Below are 23,264 nucleotides of genomic sequence, written 5' to 3' on the forward strand. Positions count from 1 at the left end.
GAGATGCTTGGCGGTAAAAAAATCCTTTTGGGTATTTCCGGGGGAATTGCCGCGTACAAGACTACATTTCTTGTTAGGTTATTCATAAAAGCTGGCGCTCAGGTCAAAATAGTAATGACCCAGAGCGCCAGCTCTTTTGTTTCCCCACTTACCTTGTCCACCCTCTCCAAAAATCCAGTTTTGTCGGATTTTGTTAATGAGGAGGACGGTTCCCTGTCATGGAACAACCATGTGGAATTGGGGCTTTGGGCAGACATCATGCTGGTTGCCCCGGCCACTGCTAACACGCTTTCCAAAATGGCAAACGGGGTGTGTGATAATCTATTATTAGCTACCTATTTGTCCGCCAAATGTCAGGTCTATTTTGCCCCGGCCATGGATTTAGACATGTACAAGCATCCATCTACCAAAAATTCCATTGAAAAACTGCAATCGTACGGTAATGTGATGATTCCTGCAGAGTCGGGTGAACTTGCCAGCGGACTGCATGGAGAGGGGCGCATGGCCGAACCCGAAAATATCATTCAATTTATTGAAAAAGATTTGGCAGAAGGACTTCCTTTGAGTGGTAAAAAAGTACTCATCACCGCAGGACCCACCTATGAAGCGATTGACCCTGTCCGTTTCTTGGGCAACCGCTCTACCGGTGCCATGGGGTTTGAATTGGCTCAAAAGGCGGCCGATCTGGGGGCAGAAGTGGTTTTGGTTTCGGGACCTACACATTTATCCATCTCGCATTCCGGCATTCAATTGGTTCAGGTAACATCCGCCCAAGAAATGTACGATGCCTGCCACAAGGTATACCCAAATATGGACATTGCCATTTGCGCCGCAGCTGTAGCGGATTACCGCCCCAAGCACGTGGCGACCGAAAAAATAAAGAAGAAAGAAGGGGAGATGCATTTGGAACTGGAACGCAATCCTGATATCCTTTTATCCTTGGGTGAAGTAAAAAAGCATCAATTTTTAGTGGGATTTGCCTTAGAGACCCAAAACGAGCTTGAAAATGCCAAAGAAAAGCTTCAACGGAAGCACCTGGATGCCATTGTTCTTAACTCCTTGAAAGATGATGGAGCTGGATTTGGGGGCACTACCAATAAAATCACATTTATTGATAAGAATTTGAAGATTAAAACGTTTGGTTTGAAGACGAAGCCCGAAGTGGCCTCGGATATTTGGGACGAAATCATCTCCAGAATCCATGCGTAACGTACTGATTTTTATTTTTTTTGCAGCAATTTCATTTGCGGTTCCCGCACAGGAACTCAACTGCTCCATAACCGTGAACTCCGATCAGGTAGGGCAGACCAATCAGCAGATATTCAGGACATTGGAGCGTTCTTTGAATGACTTTGTCAACAAGAGCAAATGGACCAATCGCGTCTATCGTGAGAATGAAAAGTTAAACGCCCGCATGTTCATCACGGTGACCCAATACGAATCGGACCGGTTCGAGGCGAACATTCAGATACAATCCAGCCGTCCCGTTTTCAATACCAGTTACGAAAGTCCCGTTTTTAATTACAAGGACGACGCCTTTAACTTTCAATACCAGGAATTCCAACCTTTGGTGTACAATCCTAACTCGTTCGACTCGAACTTGGTTGCCGTGATTTCATATTATGTGTATGTAGTCTTGGGGTTGGATGCGGATACGTTTTCATTGGAAGGCGGCAATGATTTTTATCGTTTGGCACAGAACATCGTAACCCAGGCGCAAAGTTCCAACTATAGTGGTTGGAGCCAAGAGACTGGGACGCGTAGCCGATTTGAATTGATTGACAACCTCTTGAGCAACTCCTTTAGGGAGTACAGGGTGGCCATGTACAATTACCATAGAAAGGGGCTTGACATCCTCGCGGACAATAACAGTACGGGCAAGCAGATCATTTCAGGGAGCCTCCGCTTGTTCGAGACTTTGATCAAACGCAGACCCAATGCCTTTTTGATACAGACCTTTTTTGATGCCAAATCAGAGGAAATAAAGAACGTCTTTTCCGATGGCCCAAAAATAGACATGGTCAAACTAAAGGAAACCCTGAACAAAGTGGCCCCATTTTATTCCTCAACCTGGAATGAGATAAATTACTAGTGCATTTCTACAAAAGAGATTTATCTTTACGGTAAAATCTTCAGAATTGCTGGCAAATCTTTCCATCCAAAATTACGCACTGATTGATGATGTGAGCGTTGCATTCACCAACGGTTTTACCACTATTACAGGTGAAACCGGAGCGGGAAAATCTATTCTTTTGGGAGGTCTTTCCTTGGTCTTGGGTAAGCGCGCGGACCTTTCATCCCTCAAAAATGAGGAACAAAAATGCGTGATCGAAGCAGAATTCGACATTTCAAAATACCAGTTACAGCAATTTTTTATCGACAATGACTTGGATTATGAGGATAGGACCATCCTACGCAGGGAAATCCTCCCAAGTGGTAAATCCAGGGCGTTCGTCAATGATTCTCCGGTAACATTGGACGTTCTCAAGGAGCTGGGCGACCAATTGGTGGATGTACATTCCCAACATCAAACCCTTAGGCTTACGGAAAACGATTTTCAGATGAAAGTGGTGGATGCATTGGCAGATAATTCCAATAATCTCGGGGAATACCAAAAGTTATTGTCGCAACTGCGAAAAGTATCCAAGGAACTTCAGGAGTTGGAAACATTTCAGGCCAATGCCGATAAGGAACACGATTACAATAGTTTTTTATTGGAGGAATTGGAAGCAGCCAAACTCAAGGATGGTATGCAGGAAGCCCTTGAAAGCGAATACGAGCAATTGAGCAACGTGGAGCAAATCATGGAGCAGCTTTCTGCCGGATATCAATTGATGAACGATGAGCAATTGGGGCTTTTAGGAAGGTTGGGAGACTTGAAACGCGCTTTTCAGACTCTTTCGGAATTTGGTCCGGCGTATAAGGCTTTGAGTGAAAGGATTCAGTCCGTGCTTATTGAAATGGACGACATGGCTTCTGAAATAGAGCAATTGAAAGACTCCGTGGAAGCCAATCCCGAACGTTTGGAAACGGTGAACGGTCAATTACAACAATTGTACGACCTTCAGAAAAAGCACCATACCGACTCTGTGACAAATTTGATCGCCATTCGTGAAGAATTGGCGATCAAGGTTGAAGCAGTCGCCAATATAGAATCCAAAATTCAACAAAAGAAAGGTGAGGTTGCCCAAATGACTACCAAGGTCGATGGTTGTGCCAATACAATCCACAAGGCCCGGCAAGCGGTCATTCCAAAATTGAAGGGGATGTTGGAAGAAAATCTGGCTACATTGGGGATGCCCTCAGCTAGTTTTAAGATCGAAGTAAATCCGTCCAACTCCTTTAAAACCAACGGAAAAGATGATTTGATATTTCTTTTTGCTGCCAACAAAGGTTCCAGTTACGGAGAGCTTAAAAAAGTGGCATCAGGAGGGGAGTTGTCCCGGATCATGCTGATCATAAAATCCATCTTGGCTCAATATGAAAACTTACCTACCATGATGTTCGATGAAATCGATACCGGGGTTTCCGGTGAGATATCGAACCGAATGGGAGAGATCATGCAACAAATGAGCCGTACCATGCAAGTGTTTTCCATCACCCACTTGCCGCAGGTGGCTTCCAAGGGACAATACCAGTACAAAGTTTACAAAGAAGAAAGCGCCTCGGGCACCAGTACCCATATCAAACAACTCAGTTCGGAGGAACGCATTCGTGAATTGGCGGAAATGTTGGGTGGTAAATCACTTTCCGAATCGGCATTGGCCCATGCCCGTGAGCTTTTGCAGTAAAAACTGTTAAAGCTGATACAGCTAAATACCCAAATCTTCAATAAGAATAAATATCTTTGCAGAACAATCAACAATTGATAGAAAATATGGCATACAATCTCTTAAAAGGTAAAAAAGGAATCATTTTTGGGGCTTTGGATGAGAATTCCATTGCTTGGAAAACAGCAGAACGCGTTCATGAGGAAGGCGGTACATTTGTACTGACCAATGCTCCGATTGCCATGCGTATGGGCCAGATCAAGGATTTGGCAAGTAAGACCAATTCCGAGATCATTCCTGCCGATGCCACCAGCGAAGAAGATTTAAAGAACCTTGTGGAGCAATCCATGGAGATTTTGGGTGGGAAATTGGATTTTGTCCTTCATTCAATTGGAATGTCCGTTAACGTTAGAAAGGGCAGGGCCTATACTGATGAGAATTACGATTTTACCGCAAAAGGTTGGGATGTGTCCGCGCTTTCCTTTCATAAGGTAATGCAGACGCTTTACAAATCCGATGCCATGAGTGAATGGGGTAGTATTGTAGCCCTTACCTATATGGCAGCACAAAGAACCTTCCCTGATTACAACGATATGGCCGATAACAAGGCCTATTTGGAATCGGTTGCCAGAAGTTTTGGTTATTTCTTCGGAAAGGAGAAAAAAGTAAGGGTGAACACCATTTCCCAATCACCGACCCCAACCACTGCAGGACAAGGGGTAAAAGGGTTTGATGGTTTCATCAACTATGCTGAAAAAATGTCGCCATTGGGCAATGCCACCGCGGATGACTGTGCCAATTATACGGTTTCCCTTTTTTCCGACCTTACCAAAAAGGTGACCATGCAGAACTTGTTCCATGATGGCGGGTTCTCCAACACCGGTGTTAGCCAAGAGGTAATCGATGAATTTTCAAAGTAATCAATAAAGATATTACAGGAAGCCATCCTTTTAAGGGATGGCTTTTCTATTTCATATGGATGTATTCTTTTCCATAGTGGTACCGGTGTACAACAGGCCCGAAGAAGTTCGGGAACTGTTGCAAAGTCTTGCCCAACAAGATTTTGAAAGGGATTTTGAAGTCGTGATCGTAGAAGATGGTTCTTGGGAAAGTTCGGAAGCCATAGTCCAAAACTTTCAAGAACAGCTTCAGATCTCCTATTACTTCAAAGAAAACTCCGGACCGGGCGATTCCCGTAATTTTGGGATGCAAAAAGCAAAAGGGAACTATTTCCTGATTTTGGATTCGGATTGCATCTTGCCCAAACAATACCTTTCAGAAGTAGACAAAGAACTGAAAGCGAACTTTGTGCATTGTTTTGGTGGACCTGACGCGGCAGATCCTTCTTTCACTAAAGTACAGAAGGCCATTAACTATGTGATGACATCCTTTTTCACTACAGGTGGGATACGTGGCGGGAAGAAATCAGTAGGCAAGTTCCAGCCCCGCAGCTTCAATATGGGGATTTCCAAGGAAGCTTTTGAAGAGGCCGGTGGTTTTGGAAGGATTCACCCAGGGGAGGACCCGGATCTCACGTTTCGTATTTGGAAGGCCGGTTTCGAATCCAGATTGTTTCTCAACGCTTTTGTGTACCACAAACGCAGGATAGATTGGAACAAATTTTACATCCAGGTGAACAAATTTGGGATGGTACGCCCCATACTGAACAAGTGGCATCCTGGAACTTCACGCACCACGTATTGGTTCCCAACGCTTTTTATGTTCGGGTTGATGTGGGCTTTGCTTTTGTCCCTTTTCGGCATTGTTTTTCCCATCGCCTTGTACGCCTTCTATTTTTTCATCCTGTTTTTGGACGCTCTACACAAGGAAGGAAACATTAAAATTGCCTTTTGGGCACTTTGCGCTGCCATTATCCAATTCACAGGTTACGGAATTGGTTTCTTCAAGTCCACAATGTTGCTTAATTTTAGTAACAAGGATCCAGAGGAATTGTTCCCCAAACTGTTTTTTAAGAAAAAGTAACGTGGTCAAAAAGGTAATGAAAGGTTTGAACCAGAAGAAAGCGAAAGTGTTTTCGCTCTTCTTGTTATGCTCTTTTTTGGCTTGGTTCATCAGCAATCTTTCCGACACCTACGAGTCTAGATCGGATTTTTTGGTGAACTACCGCAACTTACCCGATACCCTTTTACAAGGGAAGAATTCCAACCAACACCTTGAAGTGAAACTCAGAACGAGTGGATTTCAATTCTTATACTACAATTTTTTTAAAAAGCGGGTGGACATCAATGTATCACAGGCTGTTTTTAGAAATGGGAGGTACGTGCTCTTGGAAGATCAACTCAAGGAGCAATTGGACCAGCAATTATCGCAGAACATTTCACTTTTGGACGTAAGCCAAAACCAATTGGTTTTGGATCTGTATCAAGTGGCCAGTAGAAAAATACCGATTGTTCCTAAAATGGATCTACAATTGGAACAAAACTATATTTTGGACGGTAAACTGATATTGATTCCGGATTCAGTTACGGTAAAAGGACCCAATAGTGAAATTGACACCATCATGGAAATCCGGACTTCACCCATCAAGTTGGCGAATGTTTCGGATAGTTTTGAAAGAGAAGCTGTTTTGGTCTTCCCCAAAGGATTGGAGAACAGTGTTTTTTCAGATGCTCGGGTGTCTATTTCAGGCAAGGTGGATAAATTTTCGGAAAAAGTTTTCGAAGTTCCTGTGCAGGTACTCAATATTCCCGAAGGTTTTCATGTAAAAACATTTCCAAGTACGGTCACAGTTCTTTGTAAGGCAAGCATTGAGAGGTTAAAATCGCTTTCAGCTGCGGATTTTGCCGTTGAATCCGATTATGAAAAGTCCAAGGGTTCCGATAACACCCTCTTCCTGACGATTGCCAAGCGACCAGAGAATACCTACGATGTGCGGTTACAGCAAACCAGTGTGAACTTTGTATTGGAACAGCTATGATGGTCGTTGGGCTTACAGGGGGAATTGGGAGCGGGAAAAGTACTGTGTCCAAAATGTTCGGGAATTTGGGAGTGCCTGTTTATGATTCGGACCATGAGGCTAAAATTTTGATGGTGACCTCGCCGAAAATAAGATATGGTCTTAAAAAGATTTTCGGCGAAGATGCATACCATGGAGAGGATTTGAACCGAAAGTTCATCGCTTCAAAGGTTTTTAAGGATAAGGAACTGCTTCAACAATTGAATGCCATAGTTCATCCGGTGGTACGCGGGCATTTTCTGGAGTGGACTTCGCAACAAGCAGCGCCCTATGTTATCCAAGAAACCGCCTTGATTTTTGAGAACAAGGCACAAGACAAATATGATTTCATCATTTTGGTCACTGCTCCCGAAGATATACGGGCCAAGCGCGTTATAGAAAGGGATGGAGTAGACATCGAAGCAGTGATGGACCGCATGGAGAACCAAATGCAGGATAGGCAAAAGATACCACTGGCCCATTTTTGCATTGAGAACATCAATTTGAAAACAACCGAGAAGAAGGTTAAACAACTTCACGCCAAACTGTTGGCCCTTGCCACTAAATTTTAACATTTTTGTTAAGGTTAGGTTAAACGGTAAAAGGCCTAAATGTTAAATTTTTAATTTTGACTCAATGAACAAGAAGCTATTCGTTCTTCTGGTCATTCTTATGAGCTTATCCCTGATCGGGATAATATTTGTACAGGTTTATTGGATCAGGACCTCCATAAACGACAAAGAAGAACAATTTTCGAGAACGGTCACGGACATTTTGGACAAGGTGGCCAATAGGGTGGAGATGATGGAGATGAAGGAGGTATCCGACCTTATCGCTTCTCAGTTAGATTCCCTTGGGCCGCCAACAAGTAGTCAGTACAAAAAAATTCTGTTTGTAGACCAAGATTTGAACTCCGATGAGATTTTATTTTATTCTCACGGAATACTTGAGGAAGACTACAACATAACATCTACGTTCTTTGATAACACAGACGGGGAGGATACCACTACGCTCAAAAAGTATACGAGCAAACGTACCAAGGCTATTTACAAGCAAGAAACTGGTCTCGATGGAAAAACCTATGGATTGACACCATTGCAACGTTATGAGAAAATTGGGAACCTGAACAGTGTGGAGCGTGCGGCAATGGAAGATGTGTTAAGGGAATATGCCAAGACCACTCCCATTCACAAACGCGTATCCAAACAGGAATTGGAATTGCTGCTGAGCCAAGAACTGCAAAATCGGAACATTGATATTGATTATGAATATGGCGTGTATAGTCAAGGCTATCCAACCAAGATAAGGTCTAATAAATTCAAATTTACGGGAACCAAAATGTATCGGGCCCCAATTTTCAAGGATAGCGAAGGGCAGACCAGTTTTTCATTGTTGTTGACCTTTCCGGGAATGAAGAAATACATTTTCAGATCGATCATGGGAATGGCCTTTTTGTCTTTGATGTTTATTTTGATCATCATGTTGGCGTATTCCAGTGCCATTTATCAATTGATAAAGCAAAAGCAGATTTCAGAAATCAAGTCGGATTTCATCAACAACATGACCCATGAGTTTAAAACACCGATTGCCACGATCAATTTGGCAGTGGAGGCCATAAGAAATCCTAAGGCCATAGAGGATAAGGAAAAGGTATTGCGCTACTTGGGAATGATCCGGGATGAGAACAAACGGATGCACGCCCAAGTGGAGAATGTTTTGAGGATTTCTAAACTGGAAAAAAACCAGTTGGACATCAGTAAGGATAGGGTGGATATGCATGACATCATTAGTGATGCCATTGCCCACGTGGAGTTGATCGTTCAAGATCGTGGAGGTTATGTTAATGCCCATTTGGATGCGGAAAGATCTGATGTTTTGGCCAACGACATGCACATGACCAATGTGGTGGTGAATATTCTGGACAATGCAATCAAGTATTCACCAGAAACCCCAAAAATAGATGTGTTCACCGAAATGGTGAAAAACAATATCATAATCAAGATTCAGGACCAAGGAGCCGGTATGAGCAAGGCGGTACTGAAAAAAGTGTTCGAAAAATTTTACCGGGAACATACCGGTGACGTTCATAATGTAAAGGGCCACGGATTAGGATTGGCCTACGTAAAACGAATTATTGATGATCATCAAGGAGAGGTTTATGCAGAAAGCGAAAAAGGTAAAGGAAGTACCTTCTTCATAAAGCTCCCTTTAATTTAAAACAAACTATGGAAACAGAAAGAAAGAAGATACTACTCGTGGAGGACGACCCCAATTTTGGGATTGTGTTGAAGGATTATTTGGCGATGAATGATTTTGAGGTGGTTTTGGCCAAAAATGGTATGGAAGGTTTTGAAAAATTCAAAAAAGACAATTACGATGTCTGTATTCTGGATGTCATGATGCCTTACAAGGATGGATTTACCCTAGCCAAGGAAATTCGTGAAAAGAACGAGAATGTTCCGATTATATTCCTTACCGCAAAAACCATGAAGGAAGATGTGTTAAAGGGTTACAAGGCAGGTGCCGATGATTACTTGAACAAACCTTTCGATTCAGAGGTATTGTTGATGAAACTTAAGGCCATCCTGCAAAGAAAGGCAACTGGCTCTTTGGCGGATAGCAAGCAGTTTGAGTTTCAGATTGGGCATTTCCATTTGAACTCCAAGCTTCGCTTTCTTAAATTCAAGGAAGAGGAACCTATTAAACTTTCACCAAAAGAGAATGAACTATTGCGTTTGTTGGCACTGCATGAGAATGACCTGATGCCCAGGGAATTGGCATTGACCAAAATCTGGAGAGATGATAACTACTTTACCTCAAGAAGTATGGATGTCTATATTGCCAAGTTGAGAAAGTACCTGAAAAGGGACGACTCGGTGGAAATCCTGAACATTCATGGGGAAGGATTCCGATTGGTGGTAAAGGCGGAGAACCAATAATCACCATAATTTAAATAGAAAAGCCACCAATAATGGTGGCTTTTTTGCTTTTTGTCCGGAGGGATTATCGTGGAGTCCCGTTCGTTATTTCAATCGTCCTAAAATTTCCTTCACAATTTTTTCAGGCTTATCCTCTATGGATACGGTGATTTCCTTTTTAGGAGGCTCCAAGACATCAAACTGTGATTGAAGCAGGCTCGCGGGCATAAAATGGCCTTTTCGTTTTAGCAGGCGGGCTTGGATCAGGTCAAATGACCCATCTAGGTACACAAAAGCCATGCAGTAACCCATTCCGGCACGTAGTAGGCTCCGGTAATTTTTTTTTAGGGCGGAGCAGGCAATAATGGCACCTGTATGTCGGTGCTCCAAGGCCAATTGGTTCAGCTTGATCAGCCATTCTCTTCGATCTTCATCATTCAGGGACTGACCAGAACTCATTTTTTCTATATTGGATTCAGGATGAAAGTGGTCCCCATCAAAAAAAGGGCGGTCCAACTCTTCGGCCAATAATTTTCCAATTTCGGTTTTTCCACAACCGCTTACACCCATAATGACCAAAACACTCTTATTGTGCGGCATGCTGTAAGGATTTAAGGCGGTCCGTAACCAATTTGATCATTTTATCAGGTTCAAGATTATAGGGTATCCACAAAATGCTTTCATTCTTCCGCAACCAGGTCAGTTGTCGCTTGGCAAACCGTCTGGTATTTTTCTTGATTTCTGAAACGGCATGTTCCAGTGGATAATGGCCGTCAAGATATTCAAAAAGTTCTTTGTAGCCAACTGTTTTGAGTGCATTCAGGTCACGATATGGGGACAATTTTTTCACTTCTTCCAATAATCCTGCTTCCATCATTAGGTCCACACGCAAATTGATACGCTCGTAAATCACTTCCCGTGGAGCGTCTAGCCCAATATAAATGGCTTCAAAGAATCTTTCTGCTTTCTTTTGATTTAGATAAGAGGAGTATGGACTGTCGCCGGCAATGCAAACCTCAAGTGCCCTGATCAGTCGATGGGGATTATCCAAATCCACCATTTTATAATAGTCTGGATCACGAACCTTAAGTTCTTCTTGAAGGGAAATCAATCCGTTACTTTTTAATTTCTGGTTGAGGTTATGACGAATAATAGGTTCAACATCAGGGAAATCATTAAGTCCATTGATTACGGCATCCACATAAAGCCCGCTGCCACCGACCATAACGGCAATGTCCCGTTTTCGGAACATTACATTCAACAAAGCCAAGGCCTCTTTTTCAAAATCTCCAACGGAATAAGGATCAAAAATGTTCCTGTGCTGAATAAAATGATGTGGGACGGCCAACAGTTCTTCCTTTGAGGGCACTGCGGTACCGATTTCCAGTCCCTTGAAAAACTGTCGAGAATCTGCTGAAAGGATTTCGGTATCAAAATGTTTTGCCAAAAGGATGCCCAAGGCTGTTTTTCCTATGGCCGTGGGTCCAACCACCGTCAAAAGAACCTTTTTGCTCATAATGGGTGTCCACAATTATAACAATGTGCTGCATCGTCTCTATGACTTTCCACGGAACAATTGGGACAGGCTTGGGTGTTCACATGAACCGTGGTACTTTCATCATTTGATTCCCCATCCTGCTTATGCCTCGTAAATTCAGCGGTAACTATACCGGTTGGTACCGCAATGATGCCATAACCCAAAATCATGATCACCGTTGCCAAAAACTGACCCAAATTGGTTTGGGGTGCAATGTCACCATATCCTACCGTAGTTAAGGTGACTATGGTCCAATAGATACTTCTCGGTATGCTGGTAAAACCGGATTCATCCCCTTCCACAATGTACATCAATGTGCCTAAAATAACGGACAGGATGAGTACTACATATATAAAAACGGCAATCTTGGTCCGACTTGCCTTTAAGGCAGCCTGTAATTGGGAAGCCTCCCCAATAAATTTCACCAATTTTAAGATCCTGAAAATCCTTAGCAAACGGAATGCCCTAACCGCCAACAATACCTGGGACCCAGCAAAAATATAGCTGAGGTACAGGGGAATGGTGGATAGAAAATCAATAATGCCATAGAAACTCAGTGCGTAATTCAACGGCTTTTTAATGCTGATGAGTCTGGCTATATATTCCAAGGAAAATAGAATAGTGATGACCCACTCCAAAGCAAAAAGGGTGGCATGGTGTTTATCATCGAATTCTTTAATGCTTTCCAACATCACCAGAACAACACTGAAGATGATCAGTACAAAAAGTAAAAGATCAAAGAGTTTGCCCGCAGGAGTGTCCGCTTCATAGATTACTTCATGAAGTTTGCTTTTCCATTTGGATTGTGCTTTATGGTCTTTCAAGTTTGCTTGGTTAGGGGTATGGTCTTTAATCTATTGTTTTTTCTTAAATAAGATTCTATTATAAAAGTTGTGTTATCATCATTTGGCATGGGCGTCATAATGGATTCCAAGATATGAATATTATTGATTTGATAATTCAATTCTACATATCCAAACCCTTGAAGTTGACCGTTTTTTATTAAAATAAAACTCCGCTCACCAGTTACCCTACCTCGATCCAAAAGTGCAATATCCTTCCCCCTAACGCTATATTTTTCATAGGCGGTGATTACTTTTTCATTGCATTCAATTACGCCCACTCCTTCCATTTCCTGTTGTTTGCAAATGGCTTCCAGATCAAGGGAGCAGGGGCAAAGTTCAAATTCGTCCTGGATTTTCCCTAAGAAATTCTTGGCTGCTTCTGCACCATTGAAAGCCATGGCGCTGGTTTTGAGCGTTCTGCTGCTCTCCACCTCCAGAACAATATGTTCGGTGCCGTTCCGACTAAAATCCACGGTATGTGAAAACAGTTTCTTTTTAGTGATCTGGTTGTATTTCGGATTGTTTTTCTTTTGCTCCAAATAAGCCTTTAATATGGCTATCAGCTCGCTTCCTGTGTGTTCGTAGGAAACCTTCTTGGTCTCTTTTTGCAGCTTTCTGCCAAGCTTTCCCACATCGGTAAAATGTTGGTTCACCCGTTTTTTGATGTCCTTGGTCTTGCCCAAAAAAATAATGGCCCCATCCCGGTCATGTAAATAATAGACACCGGTTTCCGAAGGAAGGTTGAACACCATATCCAGTTGGTTTGGGGATAGTTCACCATGGGTCTCCTCGCGGATCACCTCTGTGATGATCTTTTTGTCCGTATCCTTGTTCAACAACAGTTTGAACAATTTCAAGGTGGCCAGGGCATCTCCATTGGCGCGGTGCCGATCGCTCATGGGGATGCCCAACGAACGGGCCAATTTCCCCAAACTATGCGATTCCGCATCGGGTATCAATTGTTTGGAAAGATCTACCGTACATAATGTTTTGCGCTGATAATTGTAACCCAAGCGCCTGAACTCCGTGCGGAGGATCCTATAGTCGAACTGGGCATTGTGGGCAACAATGACGGCCCCTTCGGTGATTTCCACAATGCGTTTGGCCACTTCGTGGAACTTGGGTGCGGAGCGGAGCATGGCATTGTTGATGCCCGTTAGTTTGGAGACAAAGGGCTGGATCTCGCGCTCGGGATTGATCAAGCAAATAAACTGATCCACAACTTGATGGCCATCAAAGCGGTGAATGGCAATTTCCATGATACCCTCTTCATTGTATTTTCCTCCCGTGCTTTCAATATCGAGTATGGCGTACATGAAATCCCTAGAATGTTTTACGAATAGTTCCTAGACCCAAATATACTACTTCCTATTCGCACCATGGTGCTGCCTTCTTCTATCGCGATTTGATAGTCACCGCTCATTCCCATGGAAAGTACAGAGATATTGGGCAGTTGTTGCTTTAAATCTCCAAAAATGGATTTAAGATGAGCGAACTCTTTTCGGATCTGGGTCTCGTCCGAAGTAAAGGTTGCCATGCCCATGAGCCCGACTAATTTAATGTTTTTCATGGCCTTGAAATCCTCCGAGTGGATCAACTCTTCCAATTCTTTTTTGTCCAGTCCAAATTTGGTGTCCTCTTCGGCAATGTGTATTTGTAGCAGACAGGGAATGACACGATCATGTTTTTGGGCCTGCTTGTCAATCTCTTTTAAAAGTTTAAGACTGTCCACACCATGGATCAACGACACAAATTCGGCCATGTATTTGACCTTGTTGCGCTGCAAGTGCCCGATCATATGCCATTCGATGTCTTTTGGAAGGGCCTCCCATTTCTCCATCATTTCTTGGACCTTATTCTCCCCAAATACCCGTTGACCAGCTTCATAGGCTTCCAAAAGGGCCTCATTGGGCTTGGTTTTGGAAACGGCGACCAAGGTCACTTTTTCAGGAATGCCAGATTTAATGTGCTCTAATTTGTCCTTTATTGACATTTTGTACTGTTGAATGTTGTTGAACTTATGAAATCAAAGTTCGTAAATTGTGAGACCACTACGAAGTTTTGGCTCAATATAGGTACTTTTTGGCGGCATGGTCAACCCTGCATCTGCAACCGCCTTGATCTCATCCACCATTATGGGCATTAAACTGAAACCAACTGCAAATTCACCATGGTCCTCGGCATCCTTCATCTGGATAAGATTGTTTTTGCCATAACCATATGCAATCCGTTTGTCGTTCCGCAAATCCGTAATATTCAAAATAGGTTCCAAAATGGTCTTGTATAGAATTTGGGCATCCAATTGGCTCAAGGCATCGGTAAACGTATAGTTGGTCATTCGCAGATGCAGTAAATAAAACTCGCCTTCCAAATACATGCCGAATTCATGCTTCTTGGATGGTTTGCACAAGCCGTCTTCCCGTTTCTCTATTCTGAAATGTTCGTCCAGCCTGATCAAGAATTCTTCCTTGGTTAAACCGTTCAAATCCTTCACCATACGGTTGAACCCGTAAATTCTAATTTGGGATTCAGGAATCAGATACGCCATGAAATAATTGTAGGGTTCGGTTCCGGTATGTGCAGGGTTTTCATTTTGAAGCTGTTGGGCCAACAGATGACTCGAGGCACTCCTATGATGACCGTCCGCAATGTAAAGGGCCTCTAACTCCCCAAAAGCCTTTTGGAGTTTTTCGATGCCTTCGGGATAGGAAATTTTCCAGAGTTTATGGTTGACCTTGTCCGTGGTGGTAAAATCGTACTCGGGCTCCCGTTGGATTTTTTTCTGGAAGATTTCATCCACGGTGGGATTGTCGGGATACGTCATCAATACAGGCTCGGCATTGAAGCCTACGGAATAGAGATAGTCCGCGAACAATTCTTCCCGATGATGGATGGTATCCTCGTGTTTTTTGATGACATTGTTCCGATAGTCCTCCACACTACAGGCGCAGAAAAACCCCAAGCTTTTAAAATCGCCTTTTTCAATCTGATAGAGGTAAAAGCTTGGTTCTTTATCTTTCAGGAAGACGTTTTCCTCCAAAAATTCAAGATATCGGTTCCGGACCAAGTGAAAACGTTCTCTTCCCGTAATATGCTTTTCAAACTTAAACCCGGGATTGATGATATGGAGAAATGAAAACGGATTGAACTGCAGTATGGCCTGCAACTCCTCTGGACTGTATTCCTCATAAGATCGGGATGCCACAAAAAAAGCTTTGTCCTTGGTAGGGCGTATGGCCTTAAAAGGTTTTACTACGGCCATGAAATTATCATCTGGTTAAGGTGAATATCCAACAATTTATTGTTGTTACTTTTTTCAATATTTAGGAATCTCCTGTCATTTCGAACAAAGTGAGAAATCTCATTCAATTAAACGACTTGGGATTCCTCGTCGCATTGCTCTGTCGGAATGACGGCCAAACTCAATATAGAAGTTTTTAAATGCAAGAGATTTAAATTGATAGATGGTTATTTAAACTGTGCCGAAACCTTTTCCGCTTTCTTGGATTCGGAATAATCGTAAAAGCCTTCCCCGGATTTTACGCCCAATTTACCGGCCATCACCATATTCACTAGTAAGGGGCAAGGGGCATATTTCGGATTTTTAAAACCATCGTACATCACGTTTAAAATGGAAAGGCAAACATCCAATCCAATAAAATCGGCCAACTGTAAAGGACCCATCGGGTGGGCCATGCCCAATTTCATCACCGTATCGATTTCCGTCACACCCGCAACGCCATGATATAGGGTTTCAATGGCTTCGTTGATCATCGGCATTAAAATACGATTGGCCACAAAACCAGGATAGTCATTTACTTCCGTAGGGGTTTTACCCAATTTTTCCGAAAGATCCATGATGGTTTGGGTCACTTCATCTGATGTGCTGTATCCGCGGATGATCTCTACCAACTTCATGATGGGTACAGGGTTCATGAAGTGCATCCCGATGACCTTATCCGGCCGTTGGGTCACGGAGGCAATCTGCGTAATGGATATGGAGGACGTGTTGCTGGCCAAAATGGTCTGTGGCTGACACATTTCATCCAAATTTTTGAAAATTTTAAGTTTAATATCCAGATTTTCGGTGGCGGCCTCTACCACAAGGTCCACTTCCGAAACGCCGTCCATGATATGGGTAAAGGTCAAAATGTTGGCCAAAGTAGCCGCTTTGTTCGTTTCACTGATAGATTCCTTGGCCACCATGCGGTCCAGGTTATTGGCAATGGTCGCCAATCCTCTTTCCAAGGAAGCCTGAGAGATATCGATAAGGTTTACATTAAAGCCGCTTTGCGCAAAAACGTGGGCGATACCGTTGCCCATGGTTCCTGCACCTATTACCGCTATTTTTTTCATGGAAATAATATTATGTTTTGTAGTTCTAGATTAAGAATGAACTGACATTGGGTTACTTTTTAAACGATTCAATGATCTGTAGGGCCACCCTAAGGGCATTGGTACCTTGTTGTAGCGTTACAACTGGAGGTGTATCATTGTTGATGGCATCTGCAAAAGTCTCCAGTTCATCCAATATGGCATTGTTTACATCTATTTCAGGGTTTTCGAAATAAATCTGTTTTTTCTCCCCTTCCGCATTTTGAAGGATCATGTCAAAATCCCCAGGTTTTTCAGGGGCATCCTTCATTTTTACCACTTCCACTTTTTTCTCCAAAAAGTCCACGGAAATATAGGCATCCTTTTGAAAGAAACGCGATTTGCGCATGTTCTTCAGGGAAATGCGACTTGAAGTGAGATTGGCCACACAACCGTTCTCGAACTCAATTCTAGCATTGGCAATGTCCGGGGAATTACTGATTACGGATACCCCACTGGCATTGATCTGTTTTACTTCTGAAGGAACGACGCTCAGGATCACGTCGATGTCATGGATCATGAGATCCAGCACCACGGGAACATCGGTGCCCCTTGGGTTGAATTCCGCCAAACGGTGGGTCTCGATGAACATGGGATTCTCAATCTTGTCCTTCACGGCCAAAAATGCAGGGTTGAACCGCTCTACATGGCCCACTTGTCCCTTTACGCCGTGCTTTTGTGAAAGATCTAAAAGCTCTTGGGCTTCTTCCAACGTATTGGTGATGGGCTTTTCTATAAAGATGTGTTTGCCCTTCAGAATGGATTTTTTGGCGCACTCGTAATGGGATAGGGTAGGTGTCACAATATCGACTACATCCACGGCATCGATCAAGGTGTTGATGTTCTCAAAATACGTGTATCCGAATTCTGCCGCTACTTTTTTTGCATTGATCTCATCAGGGTCGTAGAACCCAACAAGTTCATATTTTTCCGATTGGTTTAAGAGCCTAAGGTGAATTTTCCCCAAATGTCCTGCACCCAGAACACCAACTTTTAGCATAGTATCCATTTTTGTCAAAAATACGGATATGATGGCACTTTGCCGCAAAAATAAGATGGGAACTAGGGGTATTTTTTTGAGAACTTGTTAAATTCGTGGACCAGACCAATGACCATGAAGGATACGCTCAAGCATAGGGGAATGCGCAATAAATTGGCCGAAATTGTTGAGGCCAAGGGGATAACGGACAAGAAGGTTTTAGAAGCCATAAAGACTATACCAAGACATCTTTTTTTAGATAGTGGTTTTGAGGACCACGCGTATCAGGACAAGGCCTTCCCCATTGGTGCTGACCAGACCATTTCGCAACCCTATACCGTAGCTTTCCAGACAGAATTGCTACAAGTGAAACCCAACGACAAAATCCTTGAAATTGGAACGGGAAGCGGCTATCAAACAGCAGTTTTGCTCCATTTAAAAGCCAAGGTGTACACCATAGAACGGCAGCAGGAACTTTTCAAGAAAACCAAACTGTTTTTTGCCAAAATGGGCTACAGACCCAAGAAAATGATCTTTGGGGATGGATACAAAGGATTGCCCGAGGATGCCCCGTTCGATGGGATCATTGTTACTGCCGGTGCCCCTGAGGTTCCAAAGGCTTTGATGTCCCAACTAAAAGTTGGGGGCAGATTGGTGATACCTGTGGGTGAAAATGAACAGGTCATGACGCTATTCGTGCGTAAATCTGAAAAAGAGTTTGAGAAAAGGGAATTGGGTGCCTTTAGGTTTGTTCCGTTATTGGAGGACAAAAACTAGTTGTTGAAACTTTTTTTCACGCGGTCCAGATTCCGTTTGGTGTCCCGATCTTTGATGGTATCCCGCTTGTCATACAGTTTTTTACCCTTTGCCAAACCGATGTTCACCTTTGCCAAGCCCCTGTCGTTGATGAAAAGGTTCAAGGGAATGATGGTAAGGCCTGAAGTGGTCACTTCCTTGCGGAGTTTTTTCAGTTCCCTTTTGTTGAGCAACAGTTTGCGTTCTGCCTTGGGTTTATGGTTGTAATAGCTTCCGTGACTATACTCATCTACCTGCATGTTCACCACAAAAAGTTCACCATTATCGTTAAATTCGCAGAAACTTTGGGAAAGGTTGGCCTTGCCCAATCGAATCGATTTGATTTCCGTTCCTCCCAGCACAATACCCGCAGTGTAGGTATCGAGGATTTCATAATCAAAGCGGGCCCTTTTGTTTTTTATGTTGATATTTTGTTGCATCGTGTGCAAAAGTATAAACTCTTCGCCAAGAAAATTGTAATGTTACAATAGATTTTACGATTATGAACAAAACCAAAACCATGAAATATCTTTTTACCGCTATAACTGTTATTTTCTTCCTTGCCTGCAAGGAGAAGGCCCCCCAACCTTTGACCGCCCAGGAAATTGTTGATAAATCCATTGAAGTAAGTGGGGGTGTGCTTTATAAGGACCATAGCAGTGCCTTTACCTTTAGGGACAAAACCTATCATTCCAGAAATGAAAACGGCAAGATTGTTTTGGACCGAGTGTTCGATTTGGATTCAGTAATCATTCGCGACGTTAAAAATGGAAATGATTTTGAAAGGTACATGAACGATTCCTTGGTTACCGTACCCGATAGCATGGCCGTCCGATATGCCAATTCGGTAAATTCAGTACACTATTTTGCCCGCTTGCCATATGGCTTGAATGACGGTGCCGTGAACAAGGAATTGTTGGGTAAAGAATCCATTGGTGGCAAGGAATATTACAAGATCAAAGTAACCTTTGACCAGCAGGGCGGTGGCGACGATTTTGATGACACCTATCTATATTGGTTTGATATAGAAACTTTTAAGCCGAATTATTTAGCATACGACTTTCATGTGAATGGAGGGGGGCAACGTTTTAGAAAAGCGTATAACGAAAGATATATAAAGGGTATCCGCTTTGTGGATTACGAGAATTACAAGGCCAAAAATGAGAATTCCGACATTTTGGAAATCGGACACCTTTTTGATAAGGGGGAATTGGAATTGTTATCCAAAATAGAACTGACCAATATTCAGGTAGATTAGGGTCAATCCATTTTTAATCGGAAATCGGTGGGCACCCCATCAATAATGCGAACGATGAACAAACTGCTATTGTCAGTATCATCCATCTGTTCATATTTATCAAAACCGATCATTTTGTTCACAAAATCGGGGATGGTGTTACTGTGGCCGACTACGAGCACATTTTTCCCTTCGTTCGCTAATTTGAATTCCTCCACGTCTAAGGATTTGGGGTCGTAGTATTGTACGTCTACATTTTGTTTTACAGAAGTTGGTGCAGCCGTCATCGAAGTGCGTTCATAATTGGTGGAATAAATCGCATTCATGGGAATGGCATCAAAAACTTCTGCCCATCTTATGGCACGATCTAAACCCTCTTGGTTGAGCTCTGGATCGGGGTTTTCCGGATCGGTCCTATCCTTTTCCGCATGGCGGATAAAATAGAAAGTGGAGATCACAGGTTCAACATTTTTCGTATCTTTTTTGCAACTGATACTTCCAACGATTAAAATTGCAATGGCAATCAGAGGTTTGATGGTTCGCATAGTACTGATCTAAAGTTCCCGTGTTTTTGTTTATCTGATCTAAAAGTAACGTTTAATTTTTATTTTCTTGTATGCGTAGGTTCTCGGTATTTCTATTATGTGCACTGTTTTGGTTGGGATTAAGGGCCCAAGGGCCCGCTCTGCCTTCTGACTTTAGACAGCATTCCCTAACACAATACAACGCCAGCCTTTTGAATGCCACCTATGCCTATGATTGGAACCGACCCAACTCCCTTTCCGTTTGGTCAAGGTGGCAATGGCAGACTATAGATGGTGACCCTTCTTCCATTTTTGCCAATTACTCCCATGCTTTGGGATCTAAATCGATTGTTGGCCTGGGATTTTTACAGCACAATACAGGTGTTTTTCTTAATACAGGGGGCAATGCCAAATACGTTTATGCCTTTCCCCTTAATGATGATGTAAAACTGCTGGCAGGCATCAATGCTTTTGCCTTTCAACAAACGGTGGCAGACGAATTGTATGTGGCCAATGAAGGGTTGAGTCAAGAAGAATTGGAGAGTTTTGAAGGCTTCCGGGTAAAATTTTCACCGGCCCTGCGTTTGATGGTAAATCGATTTGGAGTTGGTTTGGCCTTTGAAAATGCCTTCGGCTTTAATCTTTCGGATAGTGAAAGTGCAACTGCCAATAACTTCAAAACGATTTTAGGAACTTTGAGTAACGATTTTCCACTGGCTATTTTTCAGGATTGGGGTGAAAGTTTTTTTAGACCCGTGCTATATATCAAATCGATTCCTGATATGGACTCTCAATTTGGGATCAACGGACTGCTTTCTACGCCAAAATTTTGGGTGCAGGGTGGTTACAACAGTTTTTATGGGGTCTCCGGCGGATTGGGGGCCACTTTCGCCAAGTCCTTTTCCATTGGAGGGCTAGTGGAGTTTGGCATGGATACCGAATTGGATGCCAAGGACCCTAGTTTGGAACTGATTGCGTCTTATTACTTTGGAAAAAAAGAAGAAAAAGTCAGGGAACCTGAACCAAAGGAGGTGGAAGAAGTTGCGGGAGAAGACCAAATGAATGAAGAGGCCCTTCGTCAAGAAGAATTGGAAAGACAGAGACAATTGGCACTTCAAAGGGAGCAGGATTCCATTGCCCGGGCACAACAATTGGCCATGGAATTAAAAGCACAACGTGAAAGGGACAGTATTTCAGCCTTGCAAACCCAAAAAGTGGAGCTTCGACCCAATGAAAAATATGAGGAGGTGGAAAACGAGGAGGGATTGGAACCCGGTTTTTACTTGATTGCCAATGTATATGGCACCCAAAAGTACTTTGACAATTTCATGAATACCTTGCGCAAAAAGGGATTGGAGCCTAAGTCGTTTTATCGAAAGCTCAATAAATACAATTACGTGTATTTAGAACGATACAATTCCATGGACGAGGCCAGAAAGGCAAGGGACAGTAAATTTTTCGGAAAATACCCTGACAAGACTTGGATTTTCAGGGTCAGGGGCAATTGATTGCCCAGCCTTACTTTTTGATTTCCTTTTTGACCAAATGTTCCAAATAGGTCAAGGTGTTGATCAAATACTTTCGGTCACGGGTCATGGTGCTCATGGCGACGGCACCTTGGATCATGGTGAATAATTGCTTGGCAAATTGCAAAGGAGGTACGGATAAGTATAATTCATCACTTTTGGCACCGTTCTCCAATACCAGGGCAATTTTACCTTCAATATCCTTAATGGTTTCCCTTACGGCTGCCGCCAAAAGGGTATTGTTCCCTTGGGCATCCACACCCACATTTAGAATAGGGCACCCGCCCATAGGCAAGGTGAACACATCATACTGCTTGTAGAACTGGATCAGAGTGAACAACTTGTCCATTGCCCCTTCGTTCTCCTCCAATTTAGCATCAATAGCAGACAATAAAAGGTTTCGATTGTATTCAAAAGCGGAAAGTGCCAACGCTTCCTTGTTCTCAAAATTACCATAGATGGCGCCTTTAGTAAGGCCCGTGGCCTCGGTAAGGTCGCTCATACTGGTTCCCACATAACCGTGCTTGTTGAAAATGGGGGCCACGGTCTCAATTATGTAAGCGGTGGTTCGCTCTGCTTTCTTGGTCATGGAGGAAAAGGTTGGTTTAGGGTGAAACTAAGATATAAAAAAACACATACTGTTTGGTATGTAAGCCAATAAATGCCTTTATTTTAACAGATTTCACCCTTAAAACCGCGTACCAAGTTTTGGTTTGATGCTGAACTAAGCCGGGTTTACGCCCAAACCCTTCTTAAGAAGTTGATGAAATTTAGGTTCATGATCTTTTCAATATCAGATCGACTGTAGCCTCTTTGTTTCAAAAGATCCGGAACTTTTTGAAGGTCGGCAATGGTATCCATATCCGCGGGGCTCTGTTCCAATCCATAACCACCATCTAGGTCCGTACCGATACCGACATGGTCCGTATTTCCGGCCAATTGACAGATATGATCAATATTGTCTACCACAATTTCCAAGGTTACACCCATATCTTGGGGAGTCGATTTGCCACGGACCCAATTGGGTACCATCATCCAAGCATCCAGTACAACCCCGATTACGGCTTTTCTTTGGATCAATTCCTTTATTTGTTCATCTGAAAATTGCCTATTGTAATCTACCAACTTCCGGCAATTGTTATGACTGGCCCAAACAGGACCGTTATACACTTTCATGGTTTCCCAAAAGCTCACATCGCACAAGTGGGTGGCATCCAAAATGAGGTTGAGTTCCTCTATTTTCTTCAAAAGCTCTTTTCCTTTCACTCCAATACCGCCCACGGAATCGGTTCCATAGGCATAAACCCCAGGTCCATAATGAGCTGGACCAATGGCCCTCAAACCACTTTCATAGGATTGTTCCAAATATCCCATGTCCACGATGGAGTCCGCACCTTCCAGACTTAAAATAAAACCAATGGGCTTGTTGGGTTGGTCGGTTTGCCACAGCGCCAAATGGGTTTCCATGTCGGTTAAATTTCGAATCTGAACCATTTCACCGGCCTTTTCCATGGATTTGTACCACGCCAATTGCCCTTGGGTCTGTGCCCAAGCCTGATGCTGGGAATGCCATCCGGGCAAGTTGTTTCCTTTTTTTACGTATCGCGCAATTTGGGTGGCCACACAAAGGCCAATGTTCCCTTTTCGCATGGCCGGCAGCGAAACCATATTTTTGCCGCGGTCGGGTTTATCGGTCTTGCCAACTTCACGCTCCCTTATTTCTGGAACAGTCAGGGTTAGGTCTCGGTTCCATTCCATGGCATTCATGGAAAGGTCCAAATGGGCATCAAAAATAAACATAGG

General features: G+C 43.1%; 24 protein-coding genes. 12 read left to right on the forward strand and 12 right to left on the reverse strand.

The window, feature by feature from the left end; translation table 11 throughout:
* The first annotated feature begins 3 nt into the window (after window positions 1–3).
* The 9 genes from coaBC (at window position 4) to GTK07_RS12025 (ending at window position 9,665) form a co-directional block, all read left to right on the forward strand.
* Window positions 4–1,209, forward strand: a complete 1,206-nt coding sequence (gene coaBC / locus GTK07_RS11985) for a bifunctional phosphopantothenoylcysteine decarboxylase/phosphopantothenate--cysteine ligase CoaBC (protein WP_163635473.1) — start codon at window positions 4–6, stop codon at window positions 1,207–1,209.
* Window positions 1,202–2,092: a type IX secretion system protein PorD gene (porD, locus tag GTK07_RS11990; RefSeq protein WP_163635474.1), complete on the forward strand. Its 891-nt coding sequence runs from the start codon at window positions 1,202–1,204 to the stop codon at window positions 2,090–2,092. The genes coaBC and porD overlap by 8 nt, the downstream gene beginning before the upstream one ends.
* A 46-nt stretch (window positions 2,093–2,138) precedes the next feature.
* Complete coding sequence (gene recN / locus GTK07_RS11995) at window positions 2,139–3,791, forward strand: DNA repair protein RecN (protein ID WP_163635475.1); 1,653 nt, start codon at window positions 2,139–2,141, stop codon at window positions 3,789–3,791.
* Window positions 3,792–3,877: 86 nt separating this feature from the next.
* Window positions 3,878–4,690 carry an enoyl-ACP reductase FabI gene (locus tag GTK07_RS12000; protein WP_119641335.1) on the forward strand — a complete coding sequence of 271 codons (813 nt, stop codon included), beginning with the start codon at window positions 3,878–3,880 and terminating at the stop codon, window positions 4,688–4,690.
* A 55-nt stretch (window positions 4,691–4,745) separates the two neighbouring features.
* Entirely contained in the window at window positions 4,746–5,753 is a 1,008-nt protein-coding gene (locus GTK07_RS12005) for a glycosyltransferase family 2 protein (RefSeq protein WP_163635577.1), read from the forward strand.
* A gap of 16 nt (window positions 5,754–5,769) precedes the next feature.
* Window positions 5,770–6,708, forward strand: a complete 939-nt coding sequence (locus GTK07_RS12010; protein WP_163635476.1) for a CdaR family protein — start codon at window positions 5,770–5,772, stop codon at window positions 6,706–6,708.
* Window positions 6,705–7,298, forward strand: a complete 594-nt coding sequence (coaE, locus tag GTK07_RS12015) for a dephospho-CoA kinase (protein WP_163635477.1) — start codon at window positions 6,705–6,707, stop codon at window positions 7,296–7,298. Before GTK07_RS12010 ends, coaE begins: the two co-directional genes overlap by 4 nt.
* 64 nt (window positions 7,299–7,362) lie before the next feature.
* Window positions 7,363–8,943, forward strand: coding sequence for a sensor histidine kinase (locus GTK07_RS12020; RefSeq protein ID WP_163635478.1), 1,581 nt, complete (start codon window positions 7,363–7,365; stop codon window positions 8,941–8,943).
* A gap of 8 nt (window positions 8,944–8,951) precedes the next feature.
* The gene (locus GTK07_RS12025) at window positions 8,952–9,665 is read left to right on the forward strand and encodes a response regulator transcription factor (RefSeq protein WP_163635479.1); all 714 of its coding nucleotides are present in this window, start codon (window positions 8,952–8,954) and stop codon (window positions 9,663–9,665) included.
* Window positions 9,666–9,749: 84 nt separating this feature from the next.
* Here GTK07_RS12025 and GTK07_RS12030 read toward each other — a convergent pair whose 3' ends face one another.
* The 8 genes from GTK07_RS12030 to GTK07_RS12065 all read right to left on the reverse strand — a co-directional run bounded on the left by GTK07_RS12030 (window position 9,750) and on the right by GTK07_RS12065 (window position 17,400).
* Window positions 9,750–10,244 carry a gluconokinase gene (locus GTK07_RS12030; RefSeq protein ID WP_163635480.1) on the reverse strand — a complete coding sequence of 165 codons (495 nt, stop codon included), beginning with the start codon at window positions 10,242–10,244 and terminating at the stop codon, window positions 9,750–9,752.
* Window positions 10,231–11,160 (reverse strand): tRNA (adenosine(37)-N6)-dimethylallyltransferase MiaA, encoded by a 930-nt coding sequence (miaA, locus tag GTK07_RS12035; RefSeq protein ID WP_163635481.1) that lies wholly within the window; start codon window positions 11,158–11,160, stop codon window positions 10,231–10,233. The genes GTK07_RS12030 and miaA overlap by 14 nt, the downstream gene beginning before the upstream one ends.
* The gene (locus GTK07_RS12040; RefSeq protein WP_163635482.1) at window positions 11,157–12,005 is read right to left on the reverse strand and encodes an ion transporter; all 849 of its coding nucleotides are present in this window, start codon (window positions 12,003–12,005) and stop codon (window positions 11,157–11,159) included. Before GTK07_RS12040 ends, miaA begins: the two co-directional genes overlap by 4 nt.
* A complete protein-coding gene (locus tag GTK07_RS12045) occupies window positions 12,002–13,342 on the reverse strand; it encodes an exonuclease domain-containing protein (RefSeq protein WP_163635483.1) in 1,341 nt (446 codons plus the stop codon). The genes GTK07_RS12040 and GTK07_RS12045 overlap by 4 nt, the downstream gene beginning before the upstream one ends.
* A 17-nt stretch (window positions 13,343–13,359) precedes the next feature.
* Window positions 13,360–14,034, reverse strand: a complete 675-nt coding sequence (locus GTK07_RS12050) for a YggS family pyridoxal phosphate-dependent enzyme (RefSeq protein WP_313790808.1) — start codon at window positions 14,032–14,034, stop codon at window positions 13,360–13,362.
* Window positions 14,035–14,052: 18 nt separating this feature from the next.
* Window positions 14,053–15,288: a DUF1015 domain-containing protein gene (locus tag GTK07_RS12055; RefSeq protein ID WP_163635485.1), complete on the reverse strand. Its 1,236-nt coding sequence runs from the start codon at window positions 15,286–15,288 to the stop codon at window positions 14,053–14,055.
* A 206-nt stretch (window positions 15,289–15,494) separates the two neighbouring features.
* The gene (locus GTK07_RS12060; protein ID WP_163635486.1) at window positions 15,495–16,382 is read right to left on the reverse strand and encodes a 3-hydroxyacyl-CoA dehydrogenase family protein; all 888 of its coding nucleotides are present in this window, start codon (window positions 16,380–16,382) and stop codon (window positions 15,495–15,497) included.
* A 52-nt stretch (window positions 16,383–16,434) separates the two neighbouring features.
* Entirely contained in the window at window positions 16,435–17,400 is a 966-nt protein-coding gene (locus GTK07_RS12065; RefSeq protein ID WP_163635487.1) for a Gfo/Idh/MocA family protein, read from the reverse strand.
* Window positions 17,401–17,514: 114 nt separating this feature from the next.
* Here GTK07_RS12065 and GTK07_RS12070 point away from each other — a divergent pair, with 114 nt between their 5' ends.
* Window positions 17,515–18,156: a protein-L-isoaspartate(D-aspartate) O-methyltransferase gene (locus GTK07_RS12070; RefSeq protein WP_163635488.1), complete on the forward strand. Its 642-nt coding sequence runs from the start codon at window positions 17,515–17,517 to the stop codon at window positions 18,154–18,156.
* Here the strand turns inward: GTK07_RS12070 and smpB are convergent.
* The gene (gene smpB / locus GTK07_RS12075; RefSeq protein WP_163635489.1) at window positions 18,153–18,614 is read right to left on the reverse strand and encodes an SsrA-binding protein SmpB; all 462 of its coding nucleotides are present in this window, start codon (window positions 18,612–18,614) and stop codon (window positions 18,153–18,155) included. The genes GTK07_RS12070 and smpB overlap by 4 nt on opposite strands.
* 80 nt (window positions 18,615–18,694) lie before the next feature.
* Between smpB and GTK07_RS12080 the strand changes: the two genes are divergently transcribed.
* Entirely contained in the window at window positions 18,695–19,432 is a 738-nt protein-coding gene (locus tag GTK07_RS12080; RefSeq protein WP_163635490.1) for a DUF6503 family protein, read from the forward strand.
* A 2-nt stretch (window positions 19,433–19,434) separates the two neighbouring features.
* Here GTK07_RS12080 and GTK07_RS12085 read toward each other — a convergent pair whose 3' ends face one another.
* Window positions 19,435–19,956, reverse strand: coding sequence for a SixA phosphatase family protein (locus GTK07_RS12085; RefSeq protein ID WP_163635491.1), 522 nt, complete (start codon window positions 19,954–19,956; stop codon window positions 19,435–19,437).
* A 71-nt stretch (window positions 19,957–20,027) separates the two neighbouring features.
* On the opposite strand from GTK07_RS12085, the gene GTK07_RS12090 reads away from it, so the two are divergent.
* Window positions 20,028–21,443, forward strand: coding sequence for a PorP/SprF family type IX secretion system membrane protein (locus tag GTK07_RS12090; protein ID WP_163635492.1), 1,416 nt, complete (start codon window positions 20,028–20,030; stop codon window positions 21,441–21,443).
* Window positions 21,444–21,453: 10 nt separating this feature from the next.
* Here the strand turns inward: GTK07_RS12090 and GTK07_RS12095 are convergent, their stop codons facing one another.
* Complete coding sequence (locus tag GTK07_RS12095) at window positions 21,454–22,050, reverse strand: TetR/AcrR family transcriptional regulator (RefSeq protein ID WP_163635493.1); 597 nt, start codon at window positions 22,048–22,050, stop codon at window positions 21,454–21,456.
* A 146-nt stretch (window positions 22,051–22,196) separates the two neighbouring features.
* Complete coding sequence (locus GTK07_RS12100; protein WP_163635494.1) at window positions 22,197–23,261, reverse strand: dipeptidase; 1,065 nt, start codon at window positions 23,259–23,261, stop codon at window positions 22,197–22,199.
* Window positions 23,262–23,264 lie beyond the last annotated feature (3 nt).

The organism is Flagellimonas sediminis (genome assembly GCF_010500845.1).
GTDB classification, from domain to species: domain Bacteria; phylum Bacteroidota; class Bacteroidia; order Flavobacteriales; family Flavobacteriaceae; genus Flagellimonas; species Flagellimonas sediminis.

Excerpts from the sequence above, each read along its gene's own strand:
- coaBC (WP_163635473.1), top strand. The coding sequence starts at position 4 with ATGCTTGGCGGTAAAAAAATCCTTTTGGGTATTTCCGGGGGAATTGCC.
- porD (WP_163635474.1), top strand. The coding sequence starts at position 1,202 with ATGCGTAACGTACTGATTTTTATTTTTTTTGCAGCAATTTCATTTGCG.
- GTK07_RS12000 (WP_119641335.1), top strand. The coding sequence starts at position 3,878 with ATGGCATACAATCTCTTAAAAGGTAAAAAAGGAATCATTTTTGGGGCT.
- GTK07_RS12005 (WP_163635577.1), top strand. The coding sequence starts at position 4,746 with ATGGATGTATTCTTTTCCATAGTGGTACCGGTGTACAACAGGCCCGAA.
- GTK07_RS12010 (WP_163635476.1), top strand. The coding sequence starts at position 5,770 with ATGAAAGGTTTGAACCAGAAGAAAGCGAAAGTGTTTTCGCTCTTCTTG.
- coaE (WP_163635477.1), top strand. The coding sequence starts at position 6,705 with ATGATGGTCGTTGGGCTTACAGGGGGAATTGGGAGCGGGAAAAGTACT.
- GTK07_RS12020 (WP_163635478.1), top strand. The coding sequence starts at position 7,363 with ATGAACAAGAAGCTATTCGTTCTTCTGGTCATTCTTATGAGCTTATCC.
- GTK07_RS12025 (WP_163635479.1), top strand. The coding sequence starts at position 8,952 with ATGGAAACAGAAAGAAAGAAGATACTACTCGTGGAGGACGACCCCAAT.
- GTK07_RS12030 (WP_163635480.1), bottom strand. The coding sequence starts at position 10,244 with ATGCCGCACAATAAGAGTGTTTTGGTCATTATGGGTGTAAGCGGTTGT.
- miaA (WP_163635481.1), bottom strand. The coding sequence starts at position 11,160 with ATGAGCAAAAAGGTTCTTTTGACGGTGGTTGGACCCACGGCCATAGGA.
- GTK07_RS12045 (WP_163635483.1), bottom strand. The coding sequence starts at position 13,342 with ATGTACGCCATACTCGATATTGAAAGCACGGGAGGAAAATACAATGAA.
- GTK07_RS12055 (WP_163635485.1), bottom strand. The coding sequence starts at position 15,288 with ATGGCCGTAGTAAAACCTTTTAAGGCCATACGCCCTACCAAGGACAAA.
- GTK07_RS12060 (WP_163635486.1), bottom strand. The coding sequence starts at position 16,382 with ATGAAAAAAATAGCGGTAATAGGTGCAGGAACCATGGGCAACGGTATC.
- GTK07_RS12065 (WP_163635487.1), bottom strand. The coding sequence starts at position 17,400 with ATGCTAAAAGTTGGTGTTCTGGGTGCAGGACATTTGGGGAAAATTCAC.
- GTK07_RS12070 (WP_163635488.1), top strand. The coding sequence starts at position 17,515 with ATGAAGGATACGCTCAAGCATAGGGGAATGCGCAATAAATTGGCCGAA.
- smpB (WP_163635489.1), bottom strand. The coding sequence starts at position 18,614 with ATGCAACAAAATATCAACATAAAAAACAAAAGGGCCCGCTTTGATTAT.
- GTK07_RS12080 (WP_163635490.1), top strand. The coding sequence starts at position 18,695 with ATGAAATATCTTTTTACCGCTATAACTGTTATTTTCTTCCTTGCCTGC.
- GTK07_RS12085 (WP_163635491.1), bottom strand. The coding sequence starts at position 19,956 with ATGCGAACCATCAAACCTCTGATTGCCATTGCAATTTTAATCGTTGGA.
- GTK07_RS12090 (WP_163635492.1), top strand. The coding sequence starts at position 20,028 with ATGCGTAGGTTCTCGGTATTTCTATTATGTGCACTGTTTTGGTTGGGA.
- GTK07_RS12095 (WP_163635493.1), bottom strand. The coding sequence starts at position 22,050 with ATGACCAAGAAAGCAGAGCGAACCACCGCTTACATAATTGAGACCGTG.
- GTK07_RS12100 (WP_163635494.1), bottom strand. The coding sequence starts at position 23,261 with ATGTTTATTTTTGATGCCCATTTGGACCTTTCCATGAATGCCATGGAA.